20 protein-coding genes are annotated in these 23,194 nt (G+C 51.6%); 8 read left to right on the top strand and 12 right to left on the bottom strand.

Annotated elements, in window-relative coordinates:
* Positions 1–82: 82 nt before the first annotated feature.
* From LMED105_RS05595 to LMED105_RS05555, 9 genes are all read right to left on the bottom strand, one after another.
* Positions 83–1,159, bottom strand: a complete 1,077-nt coding sequence (locus tag LMED105_RS05595; protein WP_008249096.1) for a formate dehydrogenase subunit gamma — start codon at positions 1,157–1,159, stop codon at positions 83–85.
* 13 nt (positions 1,160–1,172) lie between these two features.
* Positions 1,173–1,436: a hypothetical protein gene (locus tag LMED105_RS05590; protein ID WP_008249082.1), complete on the bottom strand. Its 264-nt coding sequence runs from the start codon at positions 1,434–1,436 to the stop codon at positions 1,173–1,175.
* A 1-nt stretch (position 1,437) separates the two neighbouring features.
* Positions 1,438–2,040 carry a formate dehydrogenase FDH3 subunit beta gene (fdh3B, locus tag LMED105_RS05585; RefSeq protein ID WP_008249081.1) on the bottom strand — a complete coding sequence of 201 codons (603 nt, stop codon included), beginning with the start codon at positions 2,038–2,040 and terminating at the stop codon, positions 1,438–1,440.
* 25 nt (positions 2,041–2,065) lie between these two features.
* Positions 2,066–5,005, bottom strand: coding sequence for a molybdopterin-dependent oxidoreductase (locus tag LMED105_RS05580; RefSeq protein ID WP_040512432.1), 2,940 nt, complete (start codon positions 5,003–5,005; stop codon positions 2,066–2,068).
* 15 nt (positions 5,006–5,020) lie between these two features.
* Positions 5,021–5,239: a twin-arginine translocation signal domain-containing protein gene (locus tag LMED105_RS05575; RefSeq protein ID WP_008249079.1), complete on the bottom strand. Its 219-nt coding sequence runs from the start codon at positions 5,237–5,239 to the stop codon at positions 5,021–5,023.
* Between the two features lie 14 nt (positions 5,240–5,253).
* Complete coding sequence (locus LMED105_RS05570; RefSeq protein WP_008249078.1) at positions 5,254–5,880, bottom strand: molecular chaperone; 627 nt, start codon at positions 5,878–5,880, stop codon at positions 5,254–5,256.
* On the bottom strand, positions 5,877–7,991 hold the full coding sequence (locus tag LMED105_RS05565) for a 4Fe-4S binding protein (protein ID WP_008249077.1): 2,115 nt from the start codon (positions 7,989–7,991) through the stop codon (positions 5,877–5,879). The genes LMED105_RS05570 and LMED105_RS05565 overlap by 4 nt, the downstream gene beginning before the upstream one ends.
* Before the next feature lie 184 nt (positions 7,992–8,175).
* The gene (locus LMED105_RS16160) at positions 8,176–8,850 is read right to left on the bottom strand and encodes a DUF3306 domain-containing protein (protein WP_008249076.1); all 675 of its coding nucleotides are present in this window, start codon (positions 8,848–8,850) and stop codon (positions 8,176–8,178) included.
* 4 nt (positions 8,851–8,854) lie between these two features.
* On the bottom strand, positions 8,855–9,322 hold the full coding sequence (locus LMED105_RS05555; protein ID WP_198006801.1) for a DUF3305 domain-containing protein: 468 nt from the start codon (positions 9,320–9,322) through the stop codon (positions 8,855–8,857).
* 120 nt (positions 9,323–9,442) lie between these two features.
* Between LMED105_RS05555 and moaA the strand changes: the two genes are divergently transcribed.
* From moaA to LMED105_RS05515, 8 genes are all read left to right on the top strand, one after another.
* Positions 9,443–10,561: a GTP 3',8-cyclase MoaA gene (moaA, locus tag LMED105_RS05550; RefSeq protein WP_008249074.1), complete on the top strand. Its 1,119-nt coding sequence runs from the start codon at positions 9,443–9,445 to the stop codon at positions 10,559–10,561.
* Positions 10,562–10,579: 18 nt separating this feature from the next.
* Positions 10,580–11,449, top strand: coding sequence for a formate dehydrogenase accessory sulfurtransferase FdhD (locus LMED105_RS05545; protein WP_008249073.1), 870 nt, complete (start codon positions 10,580–10,582; stop codon positions 11,447–11,449).
* Positions 11,446–12,039, top strand: a complete 594-nt coding sequence (gene mobA / locus LMED105_RS05540) for a molybdenum cofactor guanylyltransferase MobA (RefSeq protein ID WP_008249072.1) — start codon at positions 11,446–11,448, stop codon at positions 12,037–12,039. The genes LMED105_RS05545 and mobA overlap by 4 nt, the downstream gene beginning before the upstream one ends.
* Before the next feature lie 15 nt (positions 12,040–12,054).
* The gene (gene glp, locus LMED105_RS05535; protein WP_008249071.1) at positions 12,055–13,299 is read left to right on the top strand and encodes a gephyrin-like molybdotransferase Glp; all 1,245 of its coding nucleotides are present in this window, start codon (positions 12,055–12,057) and stop codon (positions 13,297–13,299) included.
* Positions 13,300–13,399: 100 nt separating this feature from the next.
* Complete coding sequence (locus LMED105_RS05530; RefSeq protein WP_040512431.1) at positions 13,400–15,523, top strand: ATP-binding cassette domain-containing protein; 2,124 nt, start codon at positions 13,400–13,402, stop codon at positions 15,521–15,523.
* Between the two features lie 62 nt (positions 15,524–15,585).
* Complete coding sequence (locus tag LMED105_RS05525; protein ID WP_198006800.1) at positions 15,586–16,878, top strand: HlyD family type I secretion periplasmic adaptor subunit; 1,293 nt, start codon at positions 15,586–15,588, stop codon at positions 16,876–16,878.
* 139 nt (positions 16,879–17,017) lie between these two features.
* Positions 17,018–18,172: a cadherin-like domain-containing protein gene (locus LMED105_RS05520; protein WP_008249060.1), complete on the top strand. Its 1,155-nt coding sequence runs from the start codon at positions 17,018–17,020 to the stop codon at positions 18,170–18,172.
* Between the two features lie 23 nt (positions 18,173–18,195).
* A complete protein-coding gene (locus LMED105_RS05515) occupies positions 18,196–20,190 on the top strand; it encodes a TolC family protein (protein WP_040512430.1) in 1,995 nt (664 codons plus the stop codon).
* 8 nt (positions 20,191–20,198) lie between these two features.
* Here LMED105_RS05515 and LMED105_RS05510 read toward each other — a convergent pair whose 3' ends face one another.
* Genes LMED105_RS05510 through LMED105_RS05500 form a run of 3 tightly spaced genes read right to left on the bottom strand, consistent with a single transcriptional unit; the run spans position 20,199 to position 23,158 of the window.
* Positions 20,199–21,281 (bottom strand): asparaginase, encoded by a 1,083-nt coding sequence (locus tag LMED105_RS05510; protein WP_008249058.1) that lies wholly within the window; start codon positions 21,279–21,281, stop codon positions 20,199–20,201.
* Complete coding sequence (locus tag LMED105_RS05505; RefSeq protein ID WP_008249057.1) at positions 21,253–22,671, bottom strand: DNA recombination protein RmuC; 1,419 nt, start codon at positions 22,669–22,671, stop codon at positions 21,253–21,255. The genes LMED105_RS05510 and LMED105_RS05505 overlap by 29 nt, the downstream gene beginning before the upstream one ends.
* Positions 22,672–22,675: 4 nt before the next feature.
* On the bottom strand, positions 22,676–23,158 hold the full coding sequence (locus LMED105_RS05500) for a group II truncated hemoglobin (RefSeq protein ID WP_008249056.1): 483 nt from the start codon (positions 23,156–23,158) through the stop codon (positions 22,676–22,678).
* Between the last annotated feature and the right edge of the window lie 36 nt (positions 23,159–23,194).

Here is a 23,194-nt window from a genome sequence, read left to right as displayed (position 1 = left end):
TTTTGTTGAGCCATAAAAAAACCCACTCATCGCTGAGTGGGTTATATTTTGCTTAAGTTTTCTTCAAGTGTGATGGCGCCTTTTATCGGGCCATTACTTGAGAACCCATGGCTGTTGCACCTTCTTTGGAGCGCACTGGCGAAATTTTGCCAGCTTTGATGTCATCGTACCAAGCATCGTGGTGAGCTTTGGCCCATGTTTCATCCACATAGCCGTCACGCATTGCCTCAAGTGCACCTTCCATACCAATCGAACCAATGTAAATATGGCCCATGGACATGATGATGAACAAAAGCGCAGCACTGGCATGAATTACATGTGACTGTTGCATGAGCAAGCGGTCTTGGTCAAAGTTCGGAAAATCGAGGATAAGCCCAGTTGCAGACACTACGATACCAAGCACCGTAACGCCACCCCAGAACCAGATTTTCTCGCCCATATTGAAGCGACCGGCTGGCGCATGTCCAAACAGACCACCACCCTTCTTGAGCCATTCAATGTCGTTTTTCTCTGGCAGATTGTCTTTCACGTACATGATGAAAAACACAATGATACTGACTGCAAACAACGGACCCACAAAGTTGTGAATCACGATGCTGATTGATGCAAGCCATGAGTTGAGCGTTAAACCCATCCATGGAGCCAGCACATACTTGCCAAACATCAACAACAAACCGGTAAGCGCCAACGCCACAAAACTAAATGCCATGGTCCAGTGGGCCACACGCTCTGCGGAAGTAAAACGCTCAATCAACTTGCCGGTGCGTGGCTCGGGCAACTTTACAGGGCCTTTCACCAAGTGAGCACCCACAATTACAAGAAATACCAACGCAACGGCCCAGCCGCCATAGTAGGAAATCCAGTCATTGCGCATTTGGCGCCAAGTTTCACCGCTTTTGTTGATCAGCACACCAGTTTCACGGCCTTTGGTTACGGTGGTGAACGATTCACCAGACGCAACGCCTTCCCAAACTGGCGAATTGTTGAGGGGTTGCGTTTGTTGCTTTTGAACTTGCGCTTGTGAGCGTTCAGAAGCATCTTGCGCCATGGCCCCCATTGACCAAAGTGAGCACACCGCAAAAACCAGGGCGGTGAACAAGGCCAACAACGCCTTGCCCAAGCCTGGCCGCGCGGCAGCCCGAATGGTTGAATGTGTCATGATCGACTTCTCCTTATTGGGCCTTTGCCGAATCGCCAGTACGAACGTATTCGTTCTGGGCTTTGGCTCGGACGTTCAGGGTTTCTTCCCAGCTTTCCTTGTCACCTGCCTTAAAACCGCCGGCGGTGTACTGACCGCCGCCTGTTTCAAATGCAGGAGTGTCAGCCTTGCCTGCATACCCCTTGCCGTTGTTGGCGTCTTCCAGGGGTGAACAGCCGGTGGCCAAAATAAGGCCCGCGAAGGCCCCGGAAAGAATCAACTTGCCGCGAAGCGCCATATTACGCGCCCTCCTTGGCAGGTTGACCATAGGCTGAACTCCAGCCCCACACTTCGGCACCCTTGCCGCGAACAACCACGCGATTGCGGAAGATGTCGGAAACTACGTCACCGTCACCTGCCAACAATGCCTTGGTTGAACACATTTCGGCGCACAGAGGCAACTTGCCCTCGGCCAAACGGTTACGACCATACTTCTCAAACTCGGCTTCAGAAGCATCTTCTTCCGGACCACCGGCACAGAATGTGCACTTGTCCATCTTGCCACGCTGACCAAATGCACCTTCTTGCGGGAATTGTGGTGCGCCGAAAGGACAAGCGTAGAAGCAGTAACCGCAACCGATACACAAGTCCTTGTCGTGCAATACAACACCTTCATCGGTTTTGTAGAAGCAGTTCACGGGACAAACGGCCTGGCAAGGCGCGTCTGAACAGTGCATACAGGCCACGGAAATTGAACGCTCTCCGGGTTCGCCGTCGTTGATGGTTACCACGCGGCGGCGGTTAATGCCCCACTCTACCTCGTGCTCGTTTTTACATGCGGTGACGCAGCCATTGCACTCAATGCAACGCTCGGCATCACATAGAAACTTCATACGTGCCATTTTCTTATCTCCTTTGCATTAGTGCTTAAACCAGCTTTTCAATCTGGCATACGGTGGTCTTCGTTTCCTGCATCATCGTCACGCTGTCATAGCCGTAAGTAGTTGCAGTGTTCACTGCTTCACCACGTACAACAGGTGCCGCACCTTCTGGGTAATACTGAAGAAGGTCTTTGCCTTCCCAATGCCCAGAGAAATGGAATGGCAAGAAGACTGTATCTTCACCAACACGACGAGTGACCAAGGCTTGTACCTGAATCTTCGCGCCGGTTGGCGTCATTACACGAACCTGATCACCGTGTTTGATGCCGCGGTCGTTCGCCGCCTTGGGGTTGATTTCAACAAACATGTTTTGCTGAAGTTCAGCCAACCATGGGTTGGACCGGGTCTCTTCACCACCACCTTCGTATTCCACCAGTCGGCCTGAAGTCATGATCAATGGGAAGGACTTGCCGATGTCGGCGTTCTTCTCTTGAATTGACTTGTACAACGTTGGCAAGCGCCAGAAGCCGGCCTTGTCATCGTGAGTTGGGTACTTGGCCACCAAATCTGGCTTGGTCGAGTACAGCGGTTCACGGTGCTTGGGCACTGGATCCGGGAAGTTCCACACCACAGCGCGCGCCTTGGCGTTACCGAATGGGTGGCAACCGTGCTTCATGGCTACGCGCTGGATGCCGCCGGAAAGGTCGGTTTTCCAGTTCTTGCCCTCGGCTTCGACTTTCTCAGCCTCAGTAAGGTCGTCCCACCAGCCCAACTGTTTGAGCATGTCTGCGGTGAATTCAGGGTGACCAGTAGTAATCTCGGCACCCACTGGGTGTGAGCCAGCTTCGGCCAACAAATTAACACCGTCTTTCTCAACACCGAAGTTGGCGCGGAAGTTACCACCACCGTCCATCACTGATTTCTCGGTTGAGTACAGATTGGGCGAGCCAGGGTGCTTTATATCGGCTGTGCCGTAGCAAGGCCATGGCAAACCGAAGTAGTCACCATCACAAGGACCGCCTTCAGCTTTCAATGTACGAACGTTGAAGGTGTGCATGTTCTTCATGTGCAGCTTCAAGCGCTCTGGGCTTTGACCGGTGTAACCGATGGTCCAGGTGCCTTTGTTGATTTCCTTCAAGACGGATTCCATTTCTGGTTCCATCATGCCGCCCTTGCCTTTAACCAAGGTATGTGAGCGGCTGAATTCGTCTGCAAAGCCCAGCTTCTCAGCCAGCTGATACATGATCATGTGGTCGGTGCGGCTATCGAACATGGGTTCGATCACTTTTTCACGCCACTGCAGCGAACGGTTGGAAGCAGTGCAAGAGCCGGAACACTCGAACTGAGTTGCCGCAGGCAACAGGTACACCTCGCGGTTTGGATTCAAACCTGCGGGGTCACCTGGCATTGCCGCCATTGAGGCAGTGGCTGAAGGATAGGGATCAATCACCACTAGCAGGTCAAGCTTGTCCATGGCTTTCTTCATGTCCAAACCACGGGTTTGAGAGTTGGGTGCATGGCCCCAGAAGAACAGGCCACGCAAGTTACCGGCTTTCTGGTCGATTAGTTCCGGGTTTTCAAGTACACCATCAACCCAACGTGACACTGTCATACCCGCTTTGGTTGACATGCCTTCGGCATAGCGACTCTTGATCCATTCGTAATCCACACCCCAAACTCGGCACCAGTGCTTCCAGGAGCCTTCTGCAACGCCGTAGTAACCGGGCAATGAATCCGGGTTTGGACCCACGTCGGTGGCACCCTGGACGTTGTCGTGTCCGCGGAAAATGTTTGCACCGCCGCCAGACACACCGATGTTACCCAATGCCAACTGCACGATACAGGAGGCACGAACCATGGCGTTACCGATGGAGTGTTGGGTTTGCCCCATACACCAAACCAATGTGCTGGGACGGTTCTTAGCCATCATTTCAGCCACTTTGTACATCTGCGCTTCGTTCACGCCACAAGCTTCTTCCACCTTGTCGGGAGTCCAGTTGGCCATTACGTCGGCCTTGATCTGGTCCATACCGTACACACGGTCGTTGATGTACTTTTTGTCTTCCCAGCCGTTCTTGAAAATGTGGTACAGCATACCGAACAGGAATGGAATGTCTGAACCAGAGCGAATGCGAACATACTCATCTGCACGGGCAGCCGTGCGAGTGAAACGTGGATCAACCACGATCATTTTCGCACCGGTTTCCTTGGCGTGCAGCATGTGCAATACAGACACAGGGTGAGCTTCAGCAGCGTTCGAACCAATGTACAACGCACACTTTGTATTTTGCATGTCGTTGTAGGAGTTGGTCATTGCACCGTAACCCCAGGTATTTGCAACGCCAGCCACTGTGGTGGAGTGGCAAATACGAGCTTGGTGATCGGTGTTGTTGGTGCCCCACATGGACACCCACTTGCGCAGCAAGTAAGACTGCTCGTTGTTATGCTTGGACGAACCGATAAAAAACACGGAGTCTGGTCCATTTTCTTCACGGAGAGCCAGCATTTTTTTGGTGATGGCGTCCAGTGCTTCGTCCCAGCTAATTTTCTGGTACTTGCCATCCACCAATTTCATGGGGTACTTCAGGCGATACTCGCCGTGGCCGTGTTCACGCAGTGCAGCACCCTTGGCGCAATGGGCGCCCAGGTTAATGGGGCTTTCGAACACGGGGTTCTGGCGAACCCACACGCCGTTTTGTACCACTGCGTCTGTGGCACAACCCACTGAACAGTGTGTACAAATCGTACGCTTGATCTCGATTGCGCCGCTTGCGGCACCGCCTTCGGCAGCCGCTTCTGCTTTACGCACCATGCCAAACGGCAGACTGCCTGCAACCGCACCCGCACCCACACCAATACCGGAGCGCTTCAGAAAAGCACGGCGGTCCATAGTGGCGCCCAAACGGGATCCGATTTTATTGAGCAGGCTGTGGTTGTGATTGGGAATCACTTTGGCCACTGTCTTTTCGTCTCTTCGCTTTAACATCCTGGTCTCCTTGAATTACACCAGCAAGGTTCTGTAATAGGTTTTCACATGCTCAGAGAGCTGATAACCCTTCGATTTTTTCTCGGTGCCTGCGGCAGCGGCTTGTTCGGCCACTTCAGGTTGTTTGCTAACCACCAGTGCAGCACCGGCAGCAGCGACACCCGCACCAGCACCCACCAGGAATTGGCGTCTTGCTAGCTTGGGTTTGTCTTGATTTATCATTTTCTTGGTCATCTCATCACCTCCAATCAAACGGCACTTTCAAAATCGAAAGACTGTGTTTCAACATCAAAAAATACGCGGGTCAATCGACCCACTGTTTTGTAAAAATCGGTATTGCTGGCAGCCTCTATGTCGTCAGCCATGCGACCGTACCAACTCGCCATGTGAGCCTGGAAAAAGGCACGTTGTTCGGCGAACGATACGGGTGGGTCATCCGCCAAAATCAGATAGCGCATCACCTCACACAAAAATGCGATGTGATCTTCTGTCTCCACCAGGCTTTCATCACGGGTCAATCCAAATTTGGCCAGGTCATCTCGCAAGGCAATCAAGGGCTTTTCATTCAAAAAACCTGCCATGTAATACGAGCCATAGAGCATGACTTCCGGGCGACCAACGCCGATGAAATTATCCACAAACTCTTGATTGATCTTTTTACTGTCAAACTGTCCGACCACTCGGATCAGCTCCGAAAACTCGAAACCCAAAGGGGTTGTGATGTCGAGCAACTCGCGATCAATTTCGCGAAAACGCGCCAAGAACTCGTCTGTCACATTGCCTGAAAACAACTGGGACAACAGACCGTAAAAATCGGCACGGGCCCAGTCTTCACCAGCGATCAGGTTGTCATCCTGTTGAACCTGGATGCTCATTTCTTCACCTCAAAAATGGTCATTTCATCCTTGGCGCTATACATGTCGGTCACGCGGCAATCGGCACACATCTTCAAGCGATTCGCATTGCGCTCGAACATGCTGTGCTGGCTCAATTTGGCAAACATGTTGTCGATCATGTGCTTGGTGCCAAAAGCTTTACCACAGCTGATGCAATGGAAAGGCTGCGATTCATTCAACACGCGCTTTTCACGTGCAGCGGGTCCAAGCAGCAATTGTGGAACAAGCTGCATGGCATTTTCGGGACACGTCTCGACACACAAACCACACTGCACGCAGTTGCGTTCAATGAAGCGCAGTTGTGGCATTTCAGGATTGTCGATTAGCGCCGAAGCGGGGCAAGCGCTTGTGCAACTCATGCACAAGGTGCATTTGTCTTTGTTGACCAACACCGCGCCGAACGGCGCAGCTGCTGGCAGGGCGATCGGTTCCGCAAAGCTCACTTTTGCTTTCAGTTGGGCATATTCGACCAAGTGGTCGATTGCAAATTCCATGCGGGTACGCTTGTTCGAGGACAACTCGAAGCTGGCTGGCGCTACGCCACTTGCCTGCAGGTCGCTGGGGGCAAACAACTGGTCTGTTTGGCCGACATGCAGCACCCGAACACGGCGCTGCAAGCCAATGGCTTCCAGCAAGGCATTGACCCAACCCACCTGTGCGGCCAAGGGCTCGCCATAGTGACTTGCTTCAACAGCAGACTGCATGATGGTGACGCGGTCTGCACCAAAAGCCAGTGCAGACAACCAAAGATCCGGACCGACACTGGCACTGTGATTCAATTCAATTGGCAACAAGCTGAAGTCTGAAATTGCAGCTTTGCCCGATGCTGGCTTCGCGGCTTTTTTTGCCGACTCCAGCCAGTTGTGTTCAAGGTCTGGGCCGTGCAACACAACTTCGGCCTTCTTGCCAGCGTTGGCACGGAAGGCCTTGAGTGCGGACTTGATTGAACGGCCCTGAACAGTCGCGGGACTCAAAGCAAACTGAATGGCTCCAGTTGGGCACACCGTGGTGCAGGCACCGCAACCAAGGCACAGGTGAGGATTCACCTCAATTTTCTCGCCAGCTGACTTGATCGCTTTGGTGCTGCAAGCGTCGATGCAACTATTGCAGCCTTCCTTGTTCGAGCGGCTGTGCGCACAGATGCTTGACTTGTACTCAAAGAATTTGGGCTTCTCGAATTCGCCCACGGTTTGTACTGCGTCGAGCATTGCTTCGAGCAGCAATTGATCGCTGTCACCAACATGCCAGTACCCCAAGGGCGCCTGGCGATCTGCAAACAGACCGGGCATGGTGCAGTCGATGACCATGTCGTACTGGCGCGCGGCCACGGTACTCATGTCGGCAAATGAAATCGCCTTGAAATCGCCACAAGCCTTGATACAGGCGCCGGATTGGTCGCAACTGTTCAAATCGATGGTCAGCGATTCTTTGGAAATTGATTGGGTGGGACAGGCATCCACACAGGCGCCGCAGCGCGTGCACATTTCCATGTCGACCGGATTGGTCTTTCGTGTATTCAGGGAGAATGCGCCAAGGTAGCCTTCGGCAGAATCGACACTTAATGCGAGTACGTTTAGATCGCGCTTGGCTGGTAGCACGAGACCTGCGGGATCAGCCACCAACAAATCAACCGTCAGGTTGTTCGAAAGGGTTTGCGCATGGTGCAACTGCTTGTCACTGTTGGAAACAATGGCGACACGGCCTTGCGATTTAAACACCACAGCCGGCACGGGCTCAACCTGGAAATCAGTTTCGTAGGCGGCCAACGCTGCCACCGTGGCTGCGGCCTCGGGCGAGCTTTGACCCGTCGGCTGACCTCGCAACAGGCCGCGCAAATTGAAGAATTCAATAGTTTGGGATGTTGCGCCGTCGGCAACAGATTCAAATACTGCTTGTTCCTGCGTACAACCCACAAAACAGCGAGCGCCAGCAGTTTGGTTCTTGGCGTCCAGCACTGCGGTGATTCCGTCGCGGCAAGCGCGCTGGGCTGAAATGAAACGAATACCCTCGACTCTCACGTTTTGCAACGCTTTATCGACTGTCTCGCCGCTGCCCTGGCAACCACACACAAACACATCCGAGTTGGTCATTGTATTGATACTTCTATTTTGGTTATTTGGCAATTAATTGCAAAACTTGTGCCAGACCAGCGGGGAGAATTTTCTTATTTAGAATCAGTCGCCTAGAAATACCTCTTGTATACAAGCATGAGTGTTGGTGCATTTTGTCTGTATCGGGCTGGACACGCCACAGACAAAATGTACCAAGTATTCGTTATTTTTTATCTGGCGATTCAAACGAACGATTTTCTAATTCTTTTTTATAATCAGCATCTTGCAGTGTGTCAGGGATAACCCTAGTCTCATTCTGTAAATCTGATTTTTCAAGATCGGAATGTTCAGACACATCGATTTCGTCTAACACAGGAGACCCAGAGTCATCAGTTTCGGAAAGCACTGCTCCAACGCGCTCAAGCCCCTCATCAATCTCGGACTTTTTCAATATTTCAAGGTCAGGCCTGCTGAGCAATTGCTTGGACAGGGTCATTTTCCCGATGTCCTCCTGACTCAGCGGTGTAAATTTATTGTAATCATCAATGTAGATGTCCAGACCATCCATCACATTGAATTCCGGGCGGGAAAAAAGTGCCTTGAATGCCTTGTTTTTCAGCTCCGTGGACACTTTTTCGACCATGAAAGCCTTGATATCACCACCCTGCTCTACCGCCTGGAGATCTTCTTCCGTCGGCAAAGGCAACTCAGGCTGGGTAGCCGCCGTCTGCTCCAGTGGCTTTGGTGTGCTTAATTCATCCGCCGCGGCACCTTGTCCGGAATCGACACCAGATAAAGGTGCTTCTGTCTGCAAGACGGACGCTTGTTCGGCCAGTTGCTCCTGGGCTCGAACCTCAAGCTTCCGCTTGGACCAACGACTTAAAAAATTTTCGCTCATCGAATTAACTGCGCTCTTCAGGTTTTAAGAAAGACTGTGGACGCCTGCGCTGTTTGGGCTCAGGCTGGTATTTCGCCTGAACCAGTTCCGCCAGCCAACTCGCCACTGGCGCGGGCAACGGCAAGGTTTGTACCTCTTCGTTGGAGTCCATCCAGCGTGCCGCCTCGTCGTAGCTAAAAGTAGCCTCGAATATTGAAGGCATTAGCGTTTTATTTTCTTCCGGGTAACGCACACCGAAGAAAACAAAAGGAGTCTCAGTGTCTAAATTGAGAAAATAGCCCTGTAACTGATCTTGATACACCTCGACATTGATGATCTGAACCCGCTCATCTTCACCTTGCATCATTGGAACATCAATCGGGCTCATCTCGAGTACTTGCCAGCGAAATGGCTGCCAAGGAGAGTTCTGGGCCACTTTCCCGATTTTGACATTCAAAGCCAGTTCACCCAGCACCAAAAATTTTGCGCTCAAAAAACACCTCTGTGAGTTGCCGGTGCCCGCCAGTACGGGCACAATTCATGGTTATTAGATTAGAAGATACACCACAAGTATCACAATAGGAGTTTGCCCCATGGGGCGAGGGATTGAACGATGACAGACCGAGTTATTCAACTGGTCCAGGACAATTCGCGCGTAATTCCCCTGAATTTCAGCGCACCGCAGAACAGTGAAGTACCCGCAAAAGATCATTTCAATCGCAGGCTTCACGACTTGCGTATTTCTGTCACGGATCGGTGCAACTTTCGTTGCGTGTACTGCATGCCTAAGTCGATTTTCGACAAAGACTACCAGTTTTTGCCACACAAAGACTTGCTCAGCTTTGAAGAAATCGAGCGGGTTGCTCGCGAATTCGTTGCACTGGGTGTCGAGAAAATTCGCCTCACTGGTGGCGAACCCCTGCTTCGAAAAAATATCGAAATTTTGATTGAGCAACTGGCACGCCTGCGCACACCAAGCGGAAAGCCAGTTGAGATCACGTTGACTACCAACGGCACCCTGCTACGCAAAAAATCGAGAACATTGAAAGAAGCCGGATTGAACCGTGTCACAGTGAGCCTGGATGCGATAGACGATGCGGTTTTCAAGGCCATGAATGACGTCGATTTCTCCGTGGATGAGGTGCTAGATGGCATCGAGGCGGCACACGAGGCAGGCCTTGGTCCAATCAAAGTGAACATGGTTGTCAAAGGTGGGATGAATGACGACCAAGTGTTACCCATGGCCAAACACTTCAAAAGCACACCCCACATACTGCGTTTTATTGAGTACATGGATGTAGGCAGTAGCAACGGATGGAAAATGGACGAAGTTATTCCTTCCGCCCGTATCGTCAATATGATTTCCCAACAGGTGTCGCAGTTGCAAATGCTGGATGCCAATTACACGGGTGAAGTGGCTGAACGCTGGAAATACAGCGATGGCGCAGGTGAAATCGGCGTGATTTCCTCAGTAACGCAAGCCTTCTGTAAAGACTGCACCCGTATTCGTTTGTCCACCGAAGGCAAGCTATACACCTGCCTGTTTGCGAGCAAAGGGCACGATTTAAAACCATTGATTCGCTCAAACTCTCCATCAGAAGAAATTGGCAAGCAACTGAACGATGCGATCAGAAATCTGTGGTCTGTCAGGGCCGATCGCTACAGCGAAATTCGAACTGAAAACACCACTCAGCCCAAGGACAGAATTGAAATGTCTTACATCGGCGGATAGGGGTTTATTGAAAAAGTTATGGCAGCACAAATACAAACCACTCAGGCGAGCATACCCAGCACCGTTGAAATTACGGCCACCAACGAGCGCGGAGAACAGGTGCCGGTTCAAATTTCTGGTGAACACCCACTCACCCTGTACTTCGACAAAAAAGAACTGCTGACCATCATGACCTTGGGCTCACAACCTGAGGCCTTGGCGCTGGGCTGGCTGCGCAATCAGCGATTAGTGTCTGATCCCTCGGAGATCGCGGCAATTCATGTGGACTGGGAAACAGAGAGTGTTGCGGTCACTTCAGCTGTGTTGAAAAATACCGGCCAAACCATTTGGGAAACCACAGAAAAGGCCCAGAAGCTGGAGAAGAAAACTACAACTTCGGGCTGCGGACAAGGCACCGTTTTCGGGGACTTGATGGAAGATCTGGACAAGGTTCAACTCAGCAACGCCTATCACCTTTCGCAAGACGTGCTGTACGGCGTGATGGACAATGTTCGTAAACACGAGTCAATCTACAAACAGGCTGGCGCTGTGCATGGTTGCGCACTGTGTTCGAATAGCGGCGAGAACCGCGGAGAAATTTTGCTGTTTGTTGAAGACGTTGGGCGTCACAACGCCGTCGATGCCATCGCTGGCCAAATGTGGTTACACGGCATGACTGGTGAGGACAAAATTTTTTATACCACCGGCAGGTTAACCTCAGAGATGGTCATTAAATGCGCACAAATGGGCATACCCGTGTTGGTATCGCGCTCGGGCCTGACACAAATGGGCTATGAAATCGCCCAGAAATTGAATATCACAATGCTGGGGCGCTGCCAGGGCAAGCATTACTTGCTCTACACCGGCACCCATCGATTCAACACTTTAACTGACACACAATACGCATGAGTATCTCTCTGGATGACATCACCGGCGTTATCCTCGCCGGTGGCATGGGCCGCCGAATGGGTGGCATCGACAAAGGATTACGCAATTACAAAAACGCACCACTGGCACTTCATGCCATGATGCGACTCAATGGGCAGGTCGGCAGCATGACCATGAATGCCAACAGAAACATTGGTGTCTACGAAGGATTCGGCATACCTGTAATATGCGACCAGCAACCCGATTTTGCAGGCCCTCTGGCAGGAATGCAGACAGCCCTTAGTTACGCCACAGTGCCTTTCTTGGTGACCGTGCCTTGCGATGTGCCCATGTTCCCGGTGAATCTGGTTGAAAAACTGAGCGCCCCCTTCGAGAAAAATGTTGGGCTGATGTTGACAGTGGCTTCGACCAAAGGTCGCCACCACCCGGTGTTTTGCATGATGCGAACCGAACTGTTGCCCAGTATGGAAGAATTCCTGCGCAAGGGCGGCCGGAAAATTGACGCCTGGTACGCCAATATTCCTCATGAGGCTGTTGAGTTTGACGATGAAGCCGCCTTTCACAACGTCAACACGCTTGAAGAACTCAAAGAACTTGAGCAGAAATCCTGAGTAGCAAGGCAAAGCATGGAAACTGATTTTCAAACAGTGGAACAAGCGCGACTAAAAATACTGTCGCTTCTCAAGCCGATTACAGGCACACGCACGGTGGCCATTCGCGAGGCGCTGGACCAGGTACTTGCTGCGGATTTGTTGTCCCCCATCAATGTGCCGGCTCACGACAATTCTGCGATGGATGGTTATGCCTTCAACAGCAGCAACATACAGAATTCCGACATCACTCACCTGACAATGATCGGTACCGCCTATGCGGGAAAAGCCTTCACCGGCACTTGTGGCAATGGCGAATGCGTGCGCATTATGACCGGCGCAGTGATGCCCCTGAACTGCGACACCGTGCTGGTGCAAGAAAATGCCACCGTGAGCGGCGACCAAATCAGTTTTCCACCAGGGGCTGTCAAGGCCGGAGACAACCGCAGACTTGCCGGTGAAGACCTAACGATTGGCAAACCCGCCCTGCCCGCTGGCAAGGTACTTCGACCAGCTGACTTGGGCCTGCTCGCCTCACTGGGCGTTGCCGAAATCTCGGTACGCAGAAAATTGCGTGTTGCATTTTTCTCCACCGGCGACGAGTTACGCTCCTTGGGTCAGCCGCTGGATGAAGGCTGCGTGTACGACAGCAACCGTTACACTTTGTATGGCATGTTGACTCGTTTGAGGTTTATTGAACTGCTTGACATGGGGGTAGTTCATGACTCCCCGGAAGCCCTTGAACACGCGATGCTGCAGGCCATGGAACAAGCCGATGTGATCATTACATCGGGCGGCGTATCTGTGGGTGAAGCAGACTACACCAAGCAGGTCATGGAAAAACTGGGGAGCGTTAACTTCTGGAAAATTGCCATGCGCCCTGGCCGTCCAATGGCCTTTGGCCAGGTGCACAATTCAACCAATGGTGACTCTGCGTACTTGTTCGGCCTGCCCGGCAACCCAGTCGCAGTCATGGTGACCTTTTATGCATTCGTGCGTGACGCTTTGTTCAAACTGGCCAATGCCAACGCACTGCCAATTCCAATGGTGTCTGCAAAATTGGCTCAAAATGTACGCAAACGCCCAGGACGTACCGAGTATCAACGAGCCCGCCTGACCATGGGAAAAGGTCTTTTGCTTGCCCACCTTAGCGGCGCCCAAGGATCAGGAATCTTGCGCAGTATGTCTGAATCCGATTGCTTGCTGGTGCTGGAACATGACCAAGGTGATTTGAAGGCTGGGGACACCGTTCTGGCGTTGCCCTTTGAAGGTTTGATATAGAAGTACGCACACACCCCGCCCGGGGGAGTGAACCAAGTGAGTGATTTTCAGGGCCAGATTCAAGCGCTACCATGAGCGCTCTTGAATTTTGGCCTGTGACATGCTCCAAGACCCGCGCCCCATCAAACCATTGCAACGCGCTTTGTGCAGCCTGCTTGAGGAAATGGGACTGGAATTTCTGCCCAGCCAATGGGAATTACAAACCGATCTGGCTGACTCGGAACACGACATCGATCTAAATCAATTGTTGGCTTATCTATCCGCCTGCAATATTTCGTGGCAGCTTTTTCATCAGGTGTCGGTCAGTGAAATCAAACACCTAGGCCTGCACACATTGGCCACGCTGCACAACGGTGAGTGTGGTCGACTTCAAGAACTGACTTCATCGAATGCCACGCCGGTTTCATTGAAATGGGCCTTGCAAATTGAAGCGCCAAAAACAGTTCAAGGAAATGAACAAGCACCGGCAGGCCTGCTTGACTTTTGGCAACAGCTTCGCGACAGCAAGTGGTTACGAGAAGCATTTGATTTCGAAAATGGAAGCTTTAAGCCGGTGATTTATGCCTCCCTGCTGATCAATCTGTTGGCACTGGCGGGCCCACTCTTCTCGCTTCAGGTGTATGACCGCATCATTCCCAACCAAGCCTATGCCTCAATGATTGCATTGCTACTGGGTGTATTTCTTTGCCTGGGTTTTGAACATGCCTTGAAACATGCGCGCCATCGCCTGATGGAGGTTGCCGCAACTTCGATCGACACCCGATGCACGATGCATCTGTCGAAATCACTTTTGAATGTACCCGTCTACAAAACTGAACCAAGCCTGCTTCTACAGCATTTGCGTTCATTCGAGCAACTGCGTGAATTGGTCACTGGTGTATTTCTTCTTGCACTGATTGACCTTCCGTTTTTAGTACTTTTCTTGGCAGTAATAGCCCTGATTCACCCGCTGTTTCTGTTGATCGCAGGCGGGGTTATCGGACTAACTTTGCTGTTCATTGCAACATCGCACAGGAGAATTTCACGGCTTGGGCAAACGCAAATGCGACAAAGTCGGGAAACACAAAGCCAATGGCTTGATTCACTGTCTGGCCTGGACTGCATTCAGGCACATGGCGTTGAGCAAGCCCATGGCAAATTATTGAACAAGCTTCAGCTTAAATCGCGATTAAGCGGCAACGCAGTTCGCGATCAAATGTTTGTAGTGAATCAACGAATACATCTGTTACAACAAAGTAGTTGGGTACTTACTATCACGCTAGGCGTTTATTTCATTGTTGAAAAGCAACTAACCGTGGGTGGATTGATCGCAGTGTCCATGCTCACCATGCGCTGTTTCGCACCAATTCAAAAACTACAGGCTCATCTAGTACAAACACATTCAGCCCAAGCCAGTTTCGAAGAACTTGACCAGTTCTTGGGGCAACAAACCCCAACCACGGTTCAACGTTCAGCGCTTGAACGAATCAACAACATGTCGCTTGAATTCGCCAGCGTAATTAAACCGGGGCGCAACAAAGAAGCCAATCAACCATTTGATTTCTTGCTGCGCAATGTGAACCTTCAATTGCATGCCGGTGGCAGGCTAGCTGTTATCGGCACCACAGGGTCTGGAAAAACGTCCCTACTCAAACTGCTTGCCCAACAACTTAAATGCGATCAGGGTCAACTTGTGGTCAACAAATTGTCGATCGAACATTATCAAAACAGTGAATTTCAATCCAAAGTGGGTTACGCCAGTCAACCCCCTGTGTTACTCAAGGGTAGTTTGCTCGACAATATTCGCTTCATGCGCCCGCACATCAACTCAAGCGATTGCTGGGAAATTCTCCAACAACTTGGCTTGAAAGACTGGGTAGACCAGCACCCAGACGGTATTCACATGGCTATAGACAGCCAGGGTAACAACTTGTCGTCGGGACAAAAACAGGCAGTTTCGCTTTGCAGAGCGCTGGCAGGCCAACCACAACTGATACTGCTGGATGAACCCACTGTTTGCCTGGACCAGCATATGGAAAACCGCTTGTTGCAGCACCTGCAACAACTACCCGAACGAAGCATGTTGGTGTTTACCACCCACAAGCTTGGGTTGTTGGCTTGTGCGAGTCGCCTTGCCCTGATGCACAACGGGCAAATTCACGCACAAGGCAACAAACCTGAAGTACTGCATGCGGCCAATGCTCTGGCCACACAACGAAAGCAAACAACGCAGGTTGAACCATGAAAACTCAGCGCCACACCATACGATTCATAAACTGGCTTCTTGGGAAAAATGGCGAACACCACATGCCGGCAACAGCGGGGCTTGAGCAGTCAAGGCTTTGGCATGAACAACAAGTGCTCACAAAACGCCTGGTACATGGCTGTGCCCTTACCTTGTTGGCCTTGTTGGCATGGTCTGCAATTGCAACAGTACCCCAAGCAGCTCACGGCGAGGCGCGTGTTGTACCCTCCCAGCGCTTGCAGGTGATTCAGGCTGTGGATGGCGGAGTTATCAACCAGGTGTTTGTGCGCGAGGGCCAATTGGTCAAGGCTGGCGACAAGCTGGTTCAAATCGACATCACCCGGTTTTCATCAAGCCTGAAGGAAAAGGAAGCGGTTGATGCGTCTTTTCAATTTCGTGAAGCCCGGCTGATGGCCCAACTTAACAACACCACGCCGAACATACCTGCCTCGCTAATTCAGCAATACCCCGATCTGTACCTGCAGGAATCCAAACTGCTACAAACCAAACTTCAGGAATGGGCTTCACAAACGCAAATTTATGAACAACAGCTTGACCAACGGCAACGCGAACTCGATGAGGCACAAAGCAACGCCACCGCTGCCAAACGAAACCTGGAAATATCCGAACAAGAGTTGAGCAGTATGCGGCCACTGCTAAAAAGCGGTGCAGTTTCCCCGGTTGAAGTACTGCGACTTGAACGCGACGTCGCCAAAGCAAAAGGCGATTATGAAGGAGCCAAGGCGCAAACCAGTCGCTTGTACTCTGCCATTCGCGAGGCTCGCGAAAAAATTGAGGAAACTCGCCTAAAGCAGATTAATGAAGCGCGCACCGAACTCTCGGAAGTCAAGGCGAGGTTGGCCAGTCTTGAGCAGAACCAGATCGAGCTCACGGACAGAGTGAATCAAGCCACATTAAAAACCCCGGTGGACGGTCTTGTGCAACGAGTTTTGTACAACACCCGAGGCGCTGTTGTCCCCGCAGGAAAAGAGGTGATCGAAATTGTGCCAATTGATGAGCAACTGGTTTTCGAGACCCGAATCAACCCAAAAGACATTGCGTTTATTCGACCCAAACAAATCGCCAACATTCGTGTGACTGCCTATGACTATTCCATATACGGCGGATTGGAAGGAACTGTGGAAAGTATCTCCGCAGACAGTTTACTTGACGAGTTCGGTCGACCCTACTTTAGTGTGAAAGTGAAAGTACCACGCCTGAATGTGAATGAGAAAATTCGACTGATGCCTGGCATGGTGGCCAATGTGAGCATTGAAACTGAAGATCGAACCGTGTTGTCCTACCTCACAAAACCAGTTATACGCGGTTCAATCCAGGCTTTTACCGAGCAGTAAACCCAACCGAATCATTCCAATAACTCGATAGAGTTAACTCCCGTTAATCCTGACCCAATCACCTGTTTGGCACGCGGGTGATTTGGAACCAAACTCGCGGCTCGATCACTTATCAATGACATCGAACCCGAGGACCCCCATGAGCGAAAAGCCAGTTGTGAATGCCCAAGAATGCGATCCCAGTACCCTTGGCTTGGCCAGAAAACCTCGCCCAGCCCTGAAGCGGAAACCGCAAACAGAGGTGGTTGTTCAACTAGGTCCTTATACAGACGGACAAATTACCGCGCCTGAAATGGTTCGCCCTCTGGAGGGACCTACGGAATGGCTGATCAAGCCAAAGACCGGTGAAATTGTTCCATTCGACGCTGCTACCCCTCCTGAAAAAGATGTGATCCGCAAATACATCACTGTCGGCGCACAAGACAACGATGTGCCCGAAGACCTTCCAAAACTAAGCGAGGGCTATGTGGTGGAGCGGGTTAACCAAGACCCACTGCCCAGCATGGATAGCAAGGTTGGCGAAAATGGTACCAACACAGTTCGAGTGGTTGAGAAAGAAGGCCCTGCGAGTGTGGAATGTAAAGACATGCCACCCCCAACGCCAGTGGATGAAAATGAAGAACCACCACCGGTTGATCCGCCGGTGGACGAAGAAGAAGACTGCGAGTGCCCCACACCGCCCACCTGTCCGCCTGTGGACGAACCAGATTGCAAAACTGATCCGGACTGCCCAGAGGTTGACGCGGTCAATGACTGCGCCAGCACAAAGGCAGATTGCCCAGTGATCGTCGACGTTCTAAAAAACGACCTAGGCTGCGGTGATTTAAGAATCAACGAAGCAAGCGCCGAAAACGGGACAGTGGAAATCAAGGATGGCAAGTTGCACTACACACCCAATGAAGGTTTTTGCGGAGAGGATGTTATTAGCTACACCATCGGCGATGACAGTTGCCTGACCGACACTGCCCATGTGTACATGAAGGTCGACGCCATTGACGTAGCCGTGAACGACAACGATTACCCTGCTGACAACACCGATTGCGCTGACAACACCGACAGCAGCGACTACACGGGCAATACGCAGATGGGCGACCACGAATATTCCTCTGAACAATACACGGTCGATTCTGTAATTGAAGCCGTTCAGGAAAATGTACAAACCTATCTGGATCAAGCCCGCGACCAGGCCAACGAATACATCCAAAGTAAAACAGCTTGGGCCTCAGGATTCAGCGCCAGTGCTTTTGACTCTGCGAACTGCGCACCTGCTGAAGAAGCTGCTGCTGTCTGTTGATGCAATTTAACGAACGAGCCAATATGAACACAAGCTACAACTTATCCACTTCATTGATCATCGCCCTTCTTACCCTGGCCCCGCCTTCGGCCTGGACACAGGAAAACCAGGCGATACTCGCAGAGCAGCCCACAGAAAACAATGCGCCGAACCCATTGCAACAAAGCGTGATCAAAGGCCTGCAAAACAGCCCTGCACTGGACGCAGATGTACATGCGCTCGAAGCGCAAATGGAAGAGGCCAACGTGGTGTTTGGCACTTTGTTGCCCACGGTTGATGCACGGGGCTCTGCAGGTCGCGAACGAACCCGGATCGAAGACGCTGACACGCGTACCTACAACGCAAACTCCTATGGCATTGAGGCGCGCCAAAACCTGTACAACGGTTTTGCCTCTCAGGCCCGCTACCTTGCAGCCTACTCCGAGGCGATGCAAAGCTATTACCGATATCTGAACAAGGCCAATCAGGTCGCTTTTGATGCCTCCAGTGCACATGTTGATGTGTCACGTTTTCAGGCCCTGACTCGTTTGTCCGAGGACAATCTGAAGTATCACCAAGAACTGATGAACCGCATTGAGGAAAAGGTAAAAAGCGGTGTAACGCGTCAATCCGATCTGGAACAGGCGCGCAGCCGGTACACTTTGGCTTTGGGTAACCTGGCCACCGAGAAAGCCAACACTTTTTCCGCGATGGCCAACTATCAACGAATTACCGACACAGTTTGGCCAGTCAATCAGGCAGGTGAATACGTAGTCAATGCCAACTTTGAGGTTGAAAACCGCGAACGTTTGGTATTCGCCCTGAACAACCACCCGCTACTGAAGGCATCCAATGCATCCATTGCTACCGCCAAACAGGCAGTAACTGCGGCCAGCGAAGGCTTTCACCCCCGCCTTGATTTACGCGCAAAAACCGATGTGTACAGCAACTACCTGTCCACATTTGACGAGCGCCAAATTTCGTCGATCGACTTGCTGGCTACGATTAACCTGTACCGTGGTGGAGCCGACAATGCCTCCCGTAATGCGGCAATCAAACGTCGACTGCGCAGTCTGGACGACAAACTGGTGATTTGCAGGGCCATTCGACAGTCCACACAAACCTCGCTTTTTGATGTGGTCAGTTCTCAAAAAAAGCTGAATTACTTTCGTGAACAGGCGGCTGCAATTTCCAAGGCGCGCGCAGCCTATGAACAGCAATTTGCAGTGGGGCGACGCAGCCTGCTCGATTTGCTGAGTGCAGAGAATGAGTACTATCAGGCACAAAGGGCTTTGATTAATATTGAAGCCGATTTAAGTGTTTCAAAATTGAAATTGCTGGCGGCCACCGGCCAATTGATCACGCTATTTGCTGTCGATGAACTGGTGAATGTGGATGAACCCACCAAGCGCAATGTTCTGTTTTACAAAGAACAAACCCACAGTGGCGCTGAGGCCGAAGGGTGCCCCACTCGCCTTATCAATCTGGAAGACTTTGATTTGCCCAACATTGGATTCGATGAGGCATTGAAGTCAGTGAATTCGACCAACAGCCTGCCGCCCATTCAATTGGCCCAATTGGACAACGGTGACCTTGCAAGCCAACAGGTGGCTGCATTTGGAGACCCCGCAGAAGTGTCTAAAAGCCTGATCGACAAGACCAAAGCGTGGGCGAGGGCTTGGGAAAACAAAGACTTGAACAGTTACATCGCGTTTTACGCGCCAAACTTCAAACCCGAAGAAGGCAGCTATGAAGCATGGGTCAGTAACCGCCGAGATCGCATTACGAAAGCACAGGGAATCGATATCGAGATTTCCGACTTACTAGTGATACCGAGCTTCGACAAACCCAATGAATACGAAATCAGCTTTGTTCAGGACTACCGCGCAAAGTTGTATCAGGAACGCTCGAAAAAAGTTTTGACCTGGCAAGAAAACAAAGGTGTTTGGCAAATTATTCGGGAACAAAACATGCCTGTCAGTACGGCGCAAACCCAGACCAGAAAAAATCTGAATGTTGCTCAAGCGCAGGTTGAATAAAATAAAAATTACAGCCCTATCAGGCTGCGGGTTAGCACTCGCAGCCGTTCGTAGACTACACACTTGCTCAAGCTTAAACTGCCCGATTCTGAATAAACGCCAACTGTACCCGCAGGCAGCGTGCCTTCTCGAAAATCGTCGAGTGCATTGAATTCGCCACCCTGCTCCACGCCACCTGCAGCCACTCGGCTTGCACGCACCACGCTAACACCATTTAATAGAAGTCGACGTAACACGGGCACGCAGAATTCGGGAATGTTGCCGTGTCCCGGTGCAGCAACAACAACGGATGCAGGCTTGCGGTTCAGAAGGTCATTCAATTGACGCAGCGGCCCGTTACCCGGCACACAAAAAACAATGGGCACCTCCATGGCTTCAAACAAGGGATGCGCCAGCGTATCTGTACCAAACAGATTGGAAAACTGTCCAGGAACACCCAAATCAGCGGGTGGACTTAAGGTATTCAGACTACTGAACCAATTCGAATCTGACAGCATGGAATATGGACCATCAAATGCATCCAAACCAGCCGTGCTTTGTTTTTCCACACACTGCGCGGCTGTAAACAGTCCCTGCATGCACAAACCGAATGGTGCTGCATAAACAGGCTGGTCGCACGGTAAACACTGCACCGCGAAGTCGAGAGCACCGCTTAAATTGACAGGTCCGTCAGCATTGTCCGCATCGGAAGGCAACATGGCGCCGGTAAAAACCAATGGTTTGGTCAAAAGCGGCGCGGGCAAAGTGAGATAAAGGAAGTACAGCATGTCTTCCATGGTGTCGGTTCCGTGCGTCACCAATATTGCATCTACATTGGGGGACCGAAGCAAACGGATCAACGCGGCACGCAATTGCAGCATGTGGGTCAATTCAAGGTTTTGGCTACCGATGCTATAGGGCTGCTCAAAATGCCATTGTGCACGGCGCAGCAAACCCGGAATATTCATCACAAGGCTTTCACCACTGCGCTGTGCCGATTCATAAGCCCAGGTTTCAGAGCCCTCGATCAGGGTGCCTGCAATGGTGCCACCGGTGGCCACCAAGGCCACACGCGGCAGGGTATCAAGCGTTTGTGGGTGTGTCGTCATCATCAAGCGGGTCCACCTTGCCGTCATTTAAACCGAGCAACTCAATCGCGTCTTTTTCAGGCAGCTCATCGACACCTTTCAGTTTTCTCTGCATGACGCGTGAACGTGTTTCGGCCTGCTCGATATTCTTTGCAGCGCGTTCAAGTGTGTCGCGTGTTTTGGCGAGTATGTCACCAAACTTGCCGAACTCGGTTTTAACCGCGCTGAGCACAGTCCATACCTCGCTGGAACGCTTCTCAAGTGCCAGTGTTTTAAAGCCCAGCTGCAAGGCGTTCAACAAGGTGGTTAAGGTGATCGGACCCGCCACGGTGACGCGGTGCAAGCGCTGCAAATCGTCGACCAAGCCGGGGCGTTTCACCACCTCGGCATACAATCCCTCGGTGGGCAAGAACAGAATGCCGAAATCGGTGGTGTACGGCGGCGCCAGGTATTTCTCGGCAATGGTTTTTGCTTCGGCGCGTATGGCCATTTCAAGGGCTTTGGAGGCGACGGCAACGCCATCGGCATCTGCCCTGTCAAAGCATTCCTGAAGGCGCTCGTATTGTTCTTTGGGAAATTTTGAATCGATGGGCAACCACACGGGTTGATCGTCTTCCTTGCCGGGCAAGCGCACCGCAAATTCAACAATATTGTGGCTGCCGGGCACGGGCTTGATGTTACGGCCAAACTGCGAGGGGGTCAGCATTTGTTCAAGCAGGGCCTGTAGCTGAACTTCGCCCCAGGTGCCCCGGCTTTTTACGTTAGTAAGCACGCGCTTCAAATCGCCAACACCGGTGGCAAGTGTTTGCATTTCACCCAACCCTTTGTACACCTGCTCCAGGCGCTCGCTGACTTGTTTGAACGACTCGCCCAAACGGGTCTCAAGCGTGGCGTGAAGTTTTTCATCCACGGTTTTACGCATCAACTCCAGCTTGCTGGCGTTGTCTTCCTGCATGTCCTTCAGCTTCTGTTCAACTGACAAACGAATTTGCGTGAGCTGATCTTGAATCAGCGTATTGGTGCGATGCAGGGTTTCAGAAAACTGGTTCAGCTTTTCAGATTGCAGCTGGTTGCCTTGGGTAAATTGCCCCACGATAACCTGCTGCAAACCATGGGCAGCCTGTTGGCTTTCTGTGCGGGCTTGCGCAAAAGTTTGCGTCAACAATTCAGATTGTTTGCTTTGGCGCGCTTCGATGTCCTGGTTGAGCAGGCGAAGTTGCTTGCCCAATTCCTCAGATGCAAAACGCTGCTGCGCCTGGGCATCCATGACCTCATCCAGATTTGCAAGAACCTGCTGCTGAAACTGCGCCAATTCTGCGGAGTTGTCGACCGTCATTTTCCGGTAGACCAGCACCAAACCAATCAACACCAATACCAGCAAACCCACCACAGCCCACATCAGTTGCCCATCCATCAACTTATTCGCCCTTGATCGAAATGGTGTTCAAGCCCTTGGCACTGCCTTCGGGATCGGGTTTATTGCGCATCCAGTCTGCAGTGCGGAAAAATGAAAGCATCAGCCCTTCGATCACTTTCTCGGGCAGTTGCATTGAGCGCAGGGCGTTCACCATGCACAGCAGCCATTGGTCGCGGTCTTCACTGGAGATGGGAAATGGCATGTGGCGCATGCGCAAACGCGGATGGCCAAATTGAGGTGAGTACAAGTCGGGGCCACCCAACCAACCCGACAAAAACAGGTAAAACTTTTCGCGTGAATGATCGAGGTGCACCGGGTGTAATTTGCGAATGCGCTCAAAACTGGGGTTTTGATCCATCTCGTCGTAGAACAGATCGACCAGCTTGCGCACGCCCACCTGTTGCTCCTCGGGCGTGCTGCCAAAGTAAACAATCGGTGGTTTGGGTTGGGCGCTGTCGCTACTGATTGAATCGTTGTTGCTCATGAAAATGCCGGTGTGTGGATTACTGAAAATTCGTAA

Source organism: Limnobacter sp. MED105, from assembly GCF_000170915.1.
Taxonomy (GTDB): Bacteria; Pseudomonadota; Gammaproteobacteria; order Burkholderiales; family Burkholderiaceae_B; genus Limnobacter.
This window is presented reverse-complemented; position numbering and strand designations above follow the sequence as displayed.